The sequence below is a fragment of the Actinacidiphila yanglinensis genome, assembly GCF_900107965.1.
Lineage (GTDB): Bacteria > Actinomycetota > Actinomycetes > Streptomycetales > Streptomycetaceae > Actinacidiphila > Actinacidiphila yanglinensis.
The window spans coordinates 153,311-166,667 of record NZ_FNVU01000001.1; the positions used below are offsets into that span (position 1 = coordinate 153,311).

Here is a 13,357-nt window from a genome sequence, read left to right on the forward strand (position 1 = left end):
CCCTACCCGCGGCGGTCAGGACGTGCTCGTCCCTTCCCGGTCGACCTTCGCCACGACCTCCGCGACCAGCGCGTCGGCGGCGTCCAGCGCCGCGCCGAGCGTCTGCGGGGTGCTGCCGAGCTCGGCGAAGAGGGCATGCGCCCGGGCGGCGAAATCGGGTGGGGCATCGGGGAGTTCGCCCGCGGACCACACCGCGCCCTTCTCGTTGAGCACCCAGCGCCCGGCATGGGCGTGCAGGGCGTGCACGAGCAGCCCGACCGCGCGGAAGAGGCAGCCGGCGACGTAGAAGGCGTCGCCGCGGGCCGCTCCCTTGCGGGCGCCGCCCAGGATGAACGGAGCCTCCCACCGCGCGTTGCCGACGAGCGCGGCGCGCAGCGGCTCCGGATAGCGGCGGGACTCCTCCTGGAGGGACCGAAGTTCCCCCTCGGGGTCGGCGAGGATCCGCCCGACGGCCAACTCGCCGACGTACGCGTGGGAGTAGACCCCCAGGGGATGCCCGGGCTGGGTGCCGATCTCGAACCGCCCGGCCCGGCACTGCCGCCACACGCGGTGCACCCGGTCCAGGTCGCGGTAGATCCAGTCGACGCGGTGGCCGTCGACGGTGAGCCAACTGCCGCCGTCCACCCAGGGACCCCAGCCGCCCGGCTCGCTGACCTCCACCGGCTCGCCGGTCACCTCGGCCGCGAGCGCGCGCAGGGCCGCCGTGTCCAGCGGCGGCCGGTAGTACAGGCCCAGGTCGTAGTCGGAGTCGGGCGCGTGGGTTCCCCGCGCCCGGCTCCCGCCCAGGCACACCCCCACGACGCCGTCCACCTCGGCCAGCCTGTTCGCGATGCCCGCCAGACGCTCCATCGGACCAGTCTGCGGAAACGGGCCGCCCGCGGCGAACGAGTAAGCGGCCGGGCGCGTCGGCACCCCGGCCCACGAGGATATGACGGGACGTCATATCCCGCGCTCCGGACACCGCGTGGCAGGTACCGCTACGGAGCCACCGTCACCACGAGGGTGCCGTTGGCCGCAGCGGTGACGCCGACCTGCTCCAGGGACCGTACGTGCGCGGTGGGGTGGTGGGCGGCGGCGCGGGGGCCGACGCCGATCACCCGCATCCCGGCGGAGCGGGCCGCCGCGATCCCGACCTCGGCGTCCTCGAAGACCAGGCAGTCCGCGGGGGCGAAGCCGAGTTCGGCGGCGCCCTTGAGGAACCCCTCGGGGTCGGGCTTGCTGGCGCTGACGCTCTCGGCGGTGATGCGGACCGGGGGCAGGGGGAGTCCGGCCGCGTCCATGCGGGTGCGGGAGAGGTCGACGCTCGCGGAGGTGACGAGGGCGTGCGGGTGGCCCTGGAGGGAGGCGAGGAAGGCCGGGGCGCCGGGGACGGGCACGATGCCGTCGGTGTCGGCGGTCTCCTCGGCCAGCAGCACCGCGTTCTCGGCGAGGTTCTCGGCCACGGGCCGGTCCGGGAGGAGGACCGCCATCGTGGCGTGGCCCTGCCGGCCGTGCACGACGGACAGGACGTGCGCCGGGTCGAGGCCCTTGCGCTCGGCCCAGCGCCGCCAGCAGCGCTCCACGACGGCGTCGGAGTTGACCAGGGTGCCGTCCATGTCCAGCAGGAGCGCGCGGGCGCGGAACTCGGTGGACGCGGTGGGCGGTGTCATCGACGTGCTCCCTGGGTGTGAGGTCTTCCGGCGGGCCGCGGTCGGCGGCGCTCGGCCGTGATCATGGCGGGCCCCTCGATGCGGCCCGGGTGGGGCCATCCCGCACGGGGTGGCCCGAACGGCGTGAGGGGCGGCCGCCGCGACTGCTGCCGCACCGACCGCCCCTGACGGTAACCCCACTGCTCCATGGCCCCGCCCGCCGGTCAGGGTGAGCGGGCGGAACCACTTTGTTCCCACAACATACAAAAGAAGCGGCGGCGACGCCACCCCTCCCCCCGGGCCGGTGGACGGGAGCGGGGCGGGGACCCCCGCGACCCGGCGGGGCTCGGGGACCCCGGGGCCGCGGCCTAGACTCGCCGCATGCCCACGGAACCCTTCGGGCCGCTCCAGTTCCAGCTCGTCCTGCTGCGGCGGATGGCCGACCACCAGCCGGGCCTGGTCGACGACGCGCTGCGCGCGCTGGGCGCGAACCACACCGACCTGAGGGAAGCACACCGCAGGTGGCAGGCGCGGCTGCACAGCCGCGGCTTCCCGCGCGGCGAGGCCCGCTACCGTACGGCGCTCGGGCCCCCGGAGGCCGTACGGGAGCAGCGCGCCGGGGATCTGGCGCTGCGGGCGGCGCTGTGGCCCGTACCGCTGTGGCCGGACCTGAGGTTCGAGGTGGTCACGCTGCCGGGCGGGGGCGGGGCGGTCGTCAACGAGTGGCTGGTGCGCGCGCCGGGGGCCGAACCGCCCCGGCCGAAGGCCGTCGCCGACCTGACGCCGTGGTCGTGCACGGTGGACGACGCGGCCCGCGCCTTCCCGCCCGCCGCGCCACTGCCGCCCGACGCGCCGTCCCGGGCCAGGCTGGCGCTGACCGACCCGCGGACCGGCGGCCGGATCGTGGCGCATTTCACCTGGGGCCTGCTGCAGTACGTCGAGGGGGCCGGTCCAGAGCCGTCCTGAACGGGTGGCCGGCGCTCCGGGCCGGTGGAACCTTCCAGGCCCTAGGAGTCGCCCTGGGTCTGCCGTTCCAGCACGGAGCGTGTGTTCGGCCCGTACACGCCGTCGTGGCTGCCGTCGGGGGAGTCGCTGACCCAGTACCAGACCTGGAAGGTGGCCACCGCCTTCTTCACCCGCTGGTCGAAGACGCCGTCGATCGGTCCCTTGTAGGCCCACACCTCGGTGAGGCGGCGCTGGAGGTCGGCGACGGCCGGGCCGGAGTCGCCCAGTTCCAGGACCTGCGGGGTGGTCGATGTGCCGTCCCCGGGCGTCGTCGTCACGGTGCCGGAGGGGCTCGACGAGGTGAGGGGCGAGGTGGCCGCGGAGGCGGGCGGGCTCGCGGAGGTCGAGGGCGCGGAGGGCGTGGAACTGCCGGGCGCGGACGTGGCGGGAGTGGTCGACGGGCTCGCGGAGGGGTCGGCGGCCGGCGGGGTGGCCCGCTGCGTCATCGGCGCGGCGGTCGAGGCGGTGGCCTGGGCCGCGTCCGAGGGCAGCACGACGTCCGGCATCGAGGTGGACCGGTCGGGCAGGGCCCGGTCGGTGCCGTGCTGCTCCTCGCCTATCTGGCCGCTCACGGCGACGGCGCCGGCCGCGAGCGCGGACGCGGCGACCGCCGCGGCCGCCACCACGAGGCCGCGCCGGCGCCGCCGGTGCCGGCCGTGCGCCGCGTCCTGGGCGTCGCCGTGGTCCGCGTCGGGGCCGCCGTCGCGCGGGGTGGTGGCGTACTCCATCGCCGCGTACGTCGCCGGGAACAGTCCCAGGTCGGTGGTGGCGGGGCCCTCCTCGCCCGGCGCCGTGTCCGGCTCGGTGGTGTCGATCAGCCGCCGTACGGTGCTCGCGCCGACCTCGTCGCCGGGTTCGGCGACGTAGGGGCGCAGCCGCAGGGGGTGGAAGCCCTCGACGGCCGCCACGGCCGCGGCGCGTTCCGCGGCCCGCTCGGCGGCGCGTATGCCGCCGACGTCCTCGGCGCCCGCGTCCGGGCTTGCGTCCGGGCCGCCGCCGGGAGCGGACTCCGGGACGGGCGGGTTACCCGGGGTGATGCCTTCGGCCGTGCTGCCGCGCTCGATCATGCCGTCGCCTCCCGGCGTGCGGTTTCCCGGGGCACCCGCGGACGGCACGGCGCGCCGGTGCGTCCGTTGCGTCTCCGGTCGTGCCGGCGGTCCGGCCTGCTCGGCTGTTCCGGCGCCACTGGGTCCCCTCCCGCCGTCGTTCTCGGGTCCGCACCACCCGTTCACACGGTGTGCGCAAAGTCTCCGGTGATTATGCCGATTCGACACGCCTTCGGCACACCGGCCGGCCCGAGTCGTGACGGGTTCCGCAGGCCATAACCGTACAAACGGTGGGAATATGAAGTTCTGGCCCTCGGGGAGACGAGGCGAGGAGCTGCCACATGGCCCAGGACACCAGTACCGCCGCGGCACCGGCGGCGGCACCGGGCGAGCAGCAGGACAAGCGCGCGGTTCGGATCGCGATCGGCGCGCTTGCTCTCGGCCTGCTGCTGGCCGCGCTCGACCAGACGATCGTGTCGACCGCGCTGCCCACCATCGTCAGCGAACTCGGCGGCATCGACCATCTGTCCTGGGTGGTGACCGCCTACCTGCTGGCGTCGACGGCGGCGACCCCGCTGTGGGGCAAGCTCGGCGACATGTACGGCCGCAAGCGGCTGTTCCAGTTCGTGATCGTGCTCTTCCTGATCGGTTCCGCGCTGTGCGGGATCGCCCAGAGCATGGGGGAGTTGATCGCGTTCCGGGCGTTGCAGGGCCTGGGCGGCGGCGGGCTGATCGCGTTGTCGCTGGCGATCGTCGGCGACATCGTGCCGCCCCGCGACCGGGGCCGCTACCAGGGCGTGTTCGGCGGGGTGTTCGGCGCGGCCAGCGTGCTCGGCCCGCTGCTGGGCGGGGTGTTCACCGAACAGCTCTCCTGGCGCTGGGTGTTCTACATCAACCTGCCGATCGGCATCATCGCGCTCGCGGTGATCGCCGCGGTGCTGCACATCCCGGTGCGGCGCACCACGCACCACATCGACTACCTCGGGATGGCGGTGGTGGCTGCGGCCGCGACCTGCCTGGTGCTGGTCACCTCGCTCGGCGGCTCCACCCTGGCGTGGGGCTCGCCGGGCATCATCGCCCTGGCGGCGGCCGGGGTCGTGCTGGTCGGGCTGTTCGTCGTGATCGAGCGGCGCGCGGAGGAACCGGTGCTGCCGCCGCGGCTGTTCAGGGACCGCACCTTCGTGATCTGCTCGGCGATCTCCTTCATCATCGGCTTCGCGATGTTCGGCGCGCTGACGTACCTGCCGACCTTCCTCCAGGTGGTGCACGGCTACTCGCCGACCCTGTCCGGCGTCCACATGATCCCGATGGTGGCCGGACTGCTGATCTCCTCCACCGCCTCCGGCCAGATCATCAGCCGCACCGGCCGGTACAAGGTCTTCCCGATCGCCGGCACCGCGGTGACGGTGGTCGGGCTGCTCCTGCTGCACCAGCTCGACGAGTTCACCGCGACCTGGCTGCTGAGCCTGTACTTCTTCATCTTCGGTCTCGGGCTCGGCATGGTGATGCAGGTACTGGTGCTCGCCGTGCAGAACGCGGTCGGCTACGAGGACCTCGGCTCGGCCACCTCCGGCACCACCTTCTTCCGTTCCATCGGCGCGTCCTTCGGCGTCTCGGTGTTCGGCACCGTCTTCACCAACCAGCTGTCCAGCAAGCTGGGTTCCGCGCTGCGCGGGGTCCCGGTGCCACCCGGCTTCGACCCGGGCCGGCTCCAGGCCGACCCGAAGGCCATCGCCGGCCTGCCGAGCGCCATCAAGACACCGGTGCTGCACGCGTACGCGCAGTCCATCACCACCGTCTTCCTGTGGGCGGTGCCGGTCGCGGGGGTCGGCTTCGTGCTGGCCTGGCTGCTGAAGGAGCAGCCGCTGCGCGGGCTGGTCACCGCGCCCGACCCCGACGAGACCATCGCCACCAACCCGGTGGAGCGCTCCTCGCTCGACGAGATCGCCCGCTGCCTGTCGGTGCTGGGCAGCCGCGAGGCCAAACGCGACCTGTACGTCCGGGTCACTCAGCGGGCCGACGCGGACATCCGCCCGGGCACCTGCTGGTTGGTGCTGAGACTGGCGCACCAGGGCGGCGCCGACCCGGTGGAGCTGGCCCGGCAGGCCACCGTGCCCGGCGAGGTGATCGAAGCGGCCGCGGTGGAGGCCGAGTCCCGCGGGTTCGCCGTGCGCGAGGGCAACCCCCTGGTGCTCACTGAGTCCGGACGGGCCCTGGCCACCCGGCTCGGCGAGGCGCGCAGAAGCGTGCTGGGCGAGCTGCTCGGCGACTGGGACCCGGCCAGCCACACCGAACTGGCGGCGCTGCTGCACAAGTTGAGCGGGGAGTTGTGCGGCGGCGACCATGACCGGCCGCAGCGGCCGGTGTCCGTCGACAAGCCGGCCTGATCCTCCCTCCGCCGCCCTCCGTTTCCCGCGCCCTTCCCCGCCCGTTCCGAACTGCCCGGGGTTTGCGGGTGGTCGCGCGGGCAAGGCGAGCCCGCGAGGGAAGGGAGGCCCGCATGTCGACAGGAGCAGTCGCCGCGATCGTGGTGGCAGTCCTCGTAGTGATCGCCGTCGTTGCCGTATGGACCATGTCCGGCGGCGCACCCCGGAGCGGCCGGCTCAAGCACCGTTTCGGGCCCGAGTACGAGCGCACGCTCGCCCAGCACGACGGCGACGCGAAGGCGGCCGGCAAGGAACTCTCGGATCGCGTCAAGCGGTACGGCGGGCTGGAGCGACGCCCGCTGTCCGCGGCCGAACGCGAGCAGTACACGGCACGCTGGCGGGCCGTGCAGGCGCAGTTCGTCGAGGACCCCGCCAAGGCGCTCCACCAGGCCGATCAGCTCGTCGCCCAGGTCGCCAAGGAGCGGGGCTTCCCCGCCGCCGGCTCGCCCGAGCACTTCGACGCGCTCTCCGTCCACCACGCCACCCCACTGCAGGGCTACCGCCGCGCCCACGCGCTGGCGGAGCACGCGAGCGCGGGCGGCGAGGGCGCCACGGAGGACCTGCGCCAGTCCCTGATCGGGGCGCGCGGGCTGTTCGACGAGCTGCTGGGCGACAGCGGTTCGGCGTCCACCCGGACGCGTCCCGCGCAGGCACCGGACACGCCCGACGCCGAGCCGGCACCCGAACGCCCCCGCGCCGAGGCCGAGTCCGCGCCCGAACCGGTCGGTGTCGGTGCCGGCAAGCAGTCCGACGAGGATGCCGAGTCCACGGAGGACGGCGCCGGCCGCTCCACGCTCGGCCACCGCTTCGCGGCGCTGACCGGCAGCGTCCGCAAGAGCGACGACGGCAGCGGCCGCGCGTGACCGCGCCGCAGGCGACACCCGCGACACCCACGAACGCCACCAGGAGGCGAAGACGATGACGCTGAACATCCCGCACGGTCGTCGTGAGACCGGGACGGAGAAGCAGGTGGAGGAGAAGAAGGAGACGCAGGAGCAGCGGGAACCCGCCGCGGCTGCCGAGGCTCAGGCCCAGGACGTACGGGGCAGCGGGGCCCGGGAGGCCGCCAGGCCCGAGGCGCCGCCGGCCGCACCGGCGGCGGAGTCCGCCAGGTCCGCCGGGCCCGCACGGCCGGTGGAGCCCCCGAAGCCCGCCAGGCCCGTACAGCCGGTGGAGCCCCCGAAGTCCACCGGGTCCACCGGGTCCGTCGAGGACGACGGGCTGAGCGAGCGGATGGACCACGCCGTCGGCGAGTTCGTGGACGATCCGCGCGCCGCCGTACGCGAGGCCGAGGCCGTACTCGACGAAGCGGGACGGCGTTTCACCCGGATGCTGGAGCAGATGCGTGCCGACGCGCACGGCAAGGCGGAGCCGGACACCGAGGAGTTGCGGCTCGCGCTCACCCGCTACCGGGACATGACGCGCAAGTTGCTCGATCTCGTGAGCGCCTGACCCCGCGGGGTGCCCGGTTCTGTCGTCGAGGGACCACCCCGTCGTGGGTGGTTTCTCGCGCAGTTCCCCGCACCCCTTCGGGGCACCCTAGGGACCCGGGCGGAAGGACGCGCGGCGGGTGGCGCGGCGGAGGGCGCGGAGGACGGTGGGTCCGAGGGTGAGGGACAGCACGGCGGTGAGCGCGGCGCGGGGCAGGTCCCAGCCGAGGGACGTGGTGAGGCAGTACGTGGTGAAGCGGGCGAGGTTGGTCGCGAGGGAGCCGTGCGGATCGTAGGAGATGTTCGTCGCGAGCCCACCGATGTACGGCCAGCCCTGGAGATTCATCACGGTGCCGTAGGCGATCGCCGAGACCGCGCCGTACGCCGCGACCAGCGCCAACTCGCCGCGCCCGCGCAGCCGGTCGGGCCCGGGCAGCAGCCCCGCCCCCATCGACACCCACCCCATCGCGAGCATCTGGAACGGCATCCAGGGGCCGACCCCGCCGGTCAGCAGCGCGGACGCGAACATCGTCAACGAGCCCAGCGTGAAGCCGAACCCGGGCCCGAGCACGCGCCCGGACAGCACCATGAGGAAGAACATCGGCTCGATCCCGGCGGTGCCCGCGCCCAGCGGCCGCAGCGCCGCCCCGGCCGCCGCGAGCATCCCCAGCATCGCCACGGCCTTCGCGTCCATCCCGGTGTCCGCGATCGACGCGATCACCACCGCGACCAGCAGCGGCAGCAGCGCCGCGAACAGCCAGGGCGCGTCCGCGCCGTGCGCGGCGACCGACGAGCCGTGCGCGGCCAGCAGGGGCCACCCGAAGGCCGCCACGCCGATCAGCGACACCACGGCGAGCGCGGCCGCCGAGCGCGGGCCGATCCGTACGGCGCGCGCCTGTTGGCGGACCCGCGCCGGCATCGCCTCGGTCCCCGCCGTCGTCACGACGCCGCCTCCAGCGCCTTGCGGACCTGTGCCGGGGTGAGCCAGGGCGCGGGCGCGAGGATCTTCGCGACCTGGGGTGCGAACGCGGGGGAGGACAGCACGACGTCGGCGGCCGGGCCGTCGGAGACGACGTCGCCGTCGGCGAGGACCAGGACGCGCTGGGCGAGTTCGGCGGCGAGTTCGACGTCGTGGGTGGCCAGGAGGATCGCGTGGCCGGCCGCGGCGAGGCCGTGCAGGTGGCCGACCAGGCGGGACTTCGCGGCGTAGTCGAGGCCGCGGGTCGGCTCGTCGAGGAGGAGCACCGGGGGCCGGGCGGTGAGCACGATCGCCAGCGCGAGGGTCAGCCGCTGGCCCTCGGACAGGTCCCGGGGGTGGGCGCCGTGGGCGATGCCCGGCAGCAACTCGCCGACGAGGGCGGCGCAGGTGCCGGGCGGCGCGGCCGCGTCGTGGTCGGCGGCGGCGCACTCGGCGGCGACGGTGTCGGCGTAGAGCAGGTCCCGCGGCTCCTGCGGGACGAGGCCGACCCGGCGCAGCAGTTCGGCGGGCCGGGTGTCGCGGGGTACGGTGCCGGCCACCGTCACGGTGCCGGACGCCGGCGGGTGCAGGCCGACCAGGGTGGACAGCAGGGTGGACTTGCCCGCGCCGTTGCGGCCCATGACGGCGACGGTCTCGCCGGCGCGCACGCTCAGATCGACCCCGCGCAGCGCCTCGGTACGGCCGCGCCTGACGGTCAACCGGGAGCAGTGCACGAGGGGTTCGGCGTCCGGGGCGGGCGCGGTGGCGTACGGCGCGACGGGCGCGGGAGTGCGGCCGGCCAGCCGTTCGCGCAACTCCCCGGCCCGGCGGCGGGCGTCCCGTACGGACAGCGGCAGCGGCGACCAGCCGGCCAGCCGGGCGAGACCGACCACGGGCGGATGGACGGGGGAGACCGCCATCACGTCGGCGGGCGCGCCGACCACCGGGGCCGCGCCGGGCGACGGCAGCAGGATCACCTGGTCCGCGTACTGCACCACCCTTTCCAGCCGGTGCTCGGCCATCAGCACCGTCGTGCCCAGGTCGTGCACCAGCCGCTGGAGCACCGCGAGGACCTCCTCGGCGGCGCCCGGGTCGAGCGCGGAGGTCGGCTCGTCCAGGACCAGTACCTGGGGGTGCACGGTCAGCACCGAGCCGATCGCGACCCGCTGCTGCTGGCCGCCGGAGAGCGTGGCGATCGGCCGGTCGCGCAGGTCGGCCAGGCCGAGCAGGTCGAGGGTCTCCTCCACACGGCGCCGCATCGTCTCCGGCGCCACCCCCAACGACTCCATGCCGTAGGCGAGTTCGTCCTCGACGGTGTCGGTGACGAAGTGCGCCAGCGGATCCTGGCCCACCGTGCCGACCACGTCGGCGAGTTCGCGGGGGCGGTGGGTACGGGTGTCGCGGCCGGCGACGGTGACGCGCCCGTCGAGCACCCCGCCGGTGAAGTGCGGCACCAGGCCGCTCACCGCGCCGAGCAGCGTGGACTTGCCCACTCCGGACGGGCCGACCAGCAGGCACAACTCGCCCTCGGGGACGAAGAGGTCGATCCCGGCGACGGCGGGTGCGGGCGCGTCGGCGTAGGTCACCGAGACGTTCTCGAAGCGGATCACCGCGTGGCTCCTTCGACGCCGGCTTCCGCCGCCGTTGCGGCTCCCGGTTCGGGCCTGGTGGCCGGCGGCGCCGGGGCGACGAACGCCGGGAGCAGGCCGAGCAGCAGCGACAGCGCCGGCCACAGCGGCAGCGTCGGCGCGGTCAGCGGGTAGGCGGGCGGGTCGAGGGCGTCGGGCGCGTAGGAGGCGGCCGCGATCATCAGCGCGGCGACGGCGACCCCGGACCCGGCGACCAGCCACGCGCGCGGGCCCCACCGGTCGGGACGGTAGCGGGTACGCACGCTGCGCCGCCCGCCCAGCCGCAGCCCGGCGACCGCCGCCGCGAGTCCGGCCAGCAGCACCGGCAGGCCGTAGCCCGCGCCGCTCGCCGACAGCAGCGCGTACGTGCCCGCGCAGATGCCGAGCAGGCCGCCGAGGGTGAGCGCGGAGGTGGCCCGCCGCACCCCGGCCGGAACCTGCGCGGTACGGCCGTAGCCGCGGGTGTCCATCGCCGCCGCCAGTGCCACCGAACGCTCCAACGCGCCCTCCAGCACGGGAAGTCCGACCTGGAGCAGCGCCCGCACGCCCCGGTCGGGCCGGCCGCGCAGCCGCCGCGCCGCGCGCAACCGGGCCACGTCCGCGACCAGATGCGGCGCGAACGTCATCGCGACCACCACCGCCACGCCCGCCTCGTACAGGGCGCCCGGCAGGGACTTCAGCAGCCGGGCCGGGTTCGCCAGCGCGTTCGCCGCGCCGACGCACACGAGCAGCGCGGCCAGTTTCATGCCGTCCCGCAGCGCGAACACCACGCCCTCCGCGGTGACCCGCCCGCCGATCCGCACCCCCTGCGCCCAGCCGGGCAGGGGCACTTCGGGCAGCGTGACCAGCACGTGCGTGCCCGGCACCGGCGAGCCCAGCACGACGGCGAACACCAGCCGCACCACCAGCACGAAGCCGCCCAGCCGCAGGAACGCGCCGTACGACCGCGCCCACGGCGCCTCCGTGCGCCGCGCCGCCACGACGTAACCGGCCACCGCGACCACGAGCGCCAGCAGCAGCGGGTTGCTGGTGCGGGAGGCCGCGGTCGCCAGCCCGAGCGCCCACACCCACCAGGCTCCCGCGTGCAGGGCGTTGGCCCGCCCCGCCACGGGTGCGCGCCAGCGCCGCCACCGGTCGCCATGGTGCGGGGCCTTCGCGCCGGCCCGTTCCGCGGCGTGCGGGCCGCGCGGGGCCGGGGCGCCGGGGCCGGTCGACCCGGTGGACCGGGCCGCGTCCGGCCTGGGTGCGTCCGGCCGGGGGTCGGCGGGGGCGGTCATGAGCGGCGGCGGCGGTTCTGCCGGATGGCGAACCCGGCGATGGCCAGTACACCGGCCGCGCCCGCGAGGGTGCCGAGGACCGGGCCGCCACTGTGACCGCCGCCATGGTGGGATACGGCGCCGGAGGAGGAGCCCGCGGCGACCTGCTCCCCGCAACCGCTCGTCGGATAGCCGGAGATGGCGCAGAGGATGCCCGCGGAGTCGTAGCGCAGCGGCCGGGCCACGGCGGCGAGCGCGTCCGCGGAGGACGCGTCGGTGGGGATCAGGGCACAGGCGGTGCGCGGGGCCGGCGGCCTGGCGCCGCCGGGGGCGTCCGCGGTGGTGCCGGGGTCGATGACCAGGGCGATCCGCTTCTTGCCGGACGCGGCGGGGGTGCCGCCGCAGATCGCCGTGAAGGTGGCGGCGCCGCGCGGACGTACCGCGGCCGCGGCGGCGTCCTTGCTGACCGCGAACCGCCACCCCTCGACGGTGCCGTCCTTCGGGGTGTGCATCGCGGGACCGGTCTGCGCGTAGGTCCAACTCCCCCCGGAGCGCAGCCAGTACGACCAGTACCGGTAGCCGGTGGCGGACGCGGGCACCGCGGCGGCGGCGAGCAGCACCGCGGCCACGACGGCCACGGCGGCCACCCACGCGGTACGTCGGGCCCCGGGGGAGATCCCCGCCCCGGCGCCGGGCCGGGACATCAGTGCTGCCGCCGCTTGCGGGCGCTGAGCAGCAGCCCGACGCCAATGCCCGCGACCAGGCAGACCCCCACGACGATCCACACGGTGGCGGCGGACGAGGAGCTGTGGTGCGAGGCGGAGGCGGCCGAGGAGCCCGCCGCGCTGGTGCCGGGCGCGGCGCTGCCGTTGCTCCCGTTCGTCCCGCTCGCCGGGACCTTCGACGGCGCCGGGCCCAGCGCGACGAGCTGCGTGACAAGGTCGGCGCCGTGGGCGTGGTGCGGGTCGTTGCCGGTGGCGTGCGCGGCCAGGATGAGCTGGGCCAGGGCGGCCGGACTGCCGTGCGCCCAGGTGGCGGAGTTGGCGGCGAGCCAGGCGTACGCCTGCTCGGCCGCGGCGAGCTGGCCACCGGAGGCGAGCGCGACGACCGCGTCGGCGGTGGTGCCGTAGTCGGCGGTGGGCTTGGCCGCGCCGGGGGTGACCGCGGTGAGGTGGTGGCCGCCCGCGTCGAGTTGCGCGGTGAGCCAGGCGGCACCGGCGAACGCGGAGGCGGACGGTCCCATCGCCGCGTAGATGTCCTTGCCGCCGGTGCACGACGGCGCCTGCGCCGCGGTGTCCTTCGCCGGCGGCGCGATGAGGAACCCGGCGCTCTGCGACCCGCGCACCGCGTCGGCGGTCGCCTTCGCGTTCACCGCGAGCTTGCCGCCGGCCGGGTAGCCGAAGGAGCCGCGGTCGGCCGCCTTGGCGGAGCAGCCGAACTGGAAGCCGCGCAGTGCCTGGTAGGGGGTGCGGCCCTTGGCGGACGCCACCGCCGGGTCGCTGCTCGCGGCCTGGAGCGTGCCGATCACGATGGCCGTGGAGTCGGGGTCGGAGGCGCCCCCGGCGTTGTACGACCAGCCGCCGTCGGCGTTCTGCACCTTCTTCAGCCAGCCGGTGGCCTTCGCGACGGCCTGCTGGTGCCCGCCGAGCGCGGTCAGTGCCTGCACGGCTATACCGGTGGAGTTGGTGTCCTCCGCCTTCTCGGCGCAGGGCTGCGCGGTGTCGGCGCGGAACGACGGGAAGCCGCCGTCGGCGCACTGCTGGCCGGTCAGCCAGGACACGGCGCTCGCGCCCGGGTTCAGGCCGGCCGCGTGCAGCGCCAGGAACGTGTACGACTGGCGCCACACCCCGTCGTAGGTCGGGTCCGCCGAGCCGTACAGTCCGGCCGGAGGCGCGGCCGCGCCGGCCGCGGGCGCGGCGAGCAGCACGGTCGCGGCTGCGGCCACGAGGAGGGTGGCACGGCGGCGCAGGGGCATGTGGG

General features: G+C 75.5%; 12 protein-coding genes. 4 read left to right on the forward strand and 8 right to left on the reverse strand.

Annotation, left to right across the window (positions count from 1 at the left end):
- Positions 1-15 precede the first annotated feature (15 nt).
- Both C4U44_RS00690 and C4U44_RS00695 read right to left on the reverse strand, forming a co-directional pair.
- Positions 16-849 (reverse strand): nucleotidyltransferase domain-containing protein, encoded by an 834-nt coding sequence (locus tag C4U44_RS00690; RefSeq protein ID WP_103883574.1) that lies wholly within the window; start codon positions 847-849, stop codon positions 16-18.
- 128 nt (positions 850-977) lie between these two features.
- On the reverse strand, positions 978-1,649 hold the full coding sequence (locus C4U44_RS00695; RefSeq protein ID WP_103883575.1) for an HAD-IA family hydrolase: 672 nt from the start codon (positions 1,647-1,649) through the stop codon (positions 978-980).
- A 360-nt stretch (positions 1,650-2,009) separates the two neighbouring features.
- Between C4U44_RS00695 and C4U44_RS00700 the strand changes: the two genes are divergently transcribed.
- The gene (locus tag C4U44_RS00700) at positions 2,010-2,594 is read left to right on the forward strand and encodes a hypothetical protein (protein WP_103883576.1); all 585 of its coding nucleotides are present in this window, start codon (positions 2,010-2,012) and stop codon (positions 2,592-2,594) included.
- Between the two features lie 41 nt (positions 2,595-2,635).
- Here C4U44_RS00700 and C4U44_RS41385 read toward each other — a convergent pair whose 3' ends face one another.
- The gene (locus tag C4U44_RS41385; RefSeq protein WP_103883577.1) at positions 2,636-3,700 is read right to left on the reverse strand and encodes a peptidoglycan-binding domain-containing protein; all 1,065 of its coding nucleotides are present in this window, start codon (positions 3,698-3,700) and stop codon (positions 2,636-2,638) included.
- Between the two features lie 320 nt (positions 3,701-4,020).
- Between C4U44_RS41385 and C4U44_RS00710 the strand changes: the two genes are divergently transcribed.
- From C4U44_RS00710 to C4U44_RS00720, 3 genes are all read left to right on the forward strand, one after another.
- Entirely contained in the window at positions 4,021-6,066 is a 2,046-nt protein-coding gene (locus C4U44_RS00710; protein ID WP_103883578.1) for an MFS transporter, read from the forward strand.
- A 113-nt stretch (positions 6,067-6,179) separates the two neighbouring features.
- Positions 6,180-6,968: a hypothetical protein gene (locus C4U44_RS00715; protein WP_146088175.1), complete on the forward strand. Its 789-nt coding sequence runs from the start codon at positions 6,180-6,182 to the stop codon at positions 6,966-6,968.
- 55 nt (positions 6,969-7,023) lie between these two features.
- Positions 7,024-7,557: a hypothetical protein gene (locus C4U44_RS00720; RefSeq protein ID WP_103883580.1), complete on the forward strand. Its 534-nt coding sequence runs from the start codon at positions 7,024-7,026 to the stop codon at positions 7,555-7,557.
- Between the two features lie 87 nt (positions 7,558-7,644).
- Here C4U44_RS00720 and C4U44_RS00725 read toward each other — a convergent pair whose 3' ends face one another.
- From C4U44_RS00725 to C4U44_RS00745, 5 genes are read right to left on the reverse strand one after another with little or no spacing between them, the layout of a single operon-like run.
- A complete protein-coding gene (locus tag C4U44_RS00725; RefSeq protein WP_103884131.1) occupies positions 7,645-8,454 on the reverse strand; it encodes an ECF transporter S component in 810 nt (269 codons plus the stop codon).
- A 20-nt stretch (positions 8,455-8,474) separates the two neighbouring features.
- Positions 8,475-10,103 carry an ABC transporter ATP-binding protein gene (locus tag C4U44_RS00730; RefSeq protein WP_103883581.1) on the reverse strand — a complete coding sequence of 543 codons (1,629 nt, stop codon included), beginning with the start codon at positions 10,101-10,103 and terminating at the stop codon, positions 8,475-8,477.
- Positions 10,100-11,398 (reverse strand): CbiQ family ECF transporter T component, encoded by a 1,299-nt coding sequence (locus C4U44_RS00735; protein WP_107503969.1) that lies wholly within the window; start codon positions 11,396-11,398, stop codon positions 10,100-10,102. The genes C4U44_RS00730 and C4U44_RS00735 overlap by 4 nt, the downstream gene beginning before the upstream one ends.
- The gene (locus C4U44_RS00740; protein WP_200823095.1) at positions 11,395-12,081 is read right to left on the reverse strand and encodes an SCO2322 family protein; all 687 of its coding nucleotides are present in this window, start codon (positions 12,079-12,081) and stop codon (positions 11,395-11,397) included. Before C4U44_RS00740 ends, C4U44_RS00735 begins: the two co-directional genes overlap by 4 nt.
- Complete coding sequence (locus tag C4U44_RS00745; protein ID WP_103883583.1) at positions 12,081-13,352, reverse strand: prenyltransferase/squalene oxidase repeat-containing protein; 1,272 nt, start codon at positions 13,350-13,352, stop codon at positions 12,081-12,083. Before C4U44_RS00745 ends, C4U44_RS00740 begins: the two co-directional genes overlap by 1 nt.
- Positions 13,353-13,357: the final 5 nt, after the last annotated feature.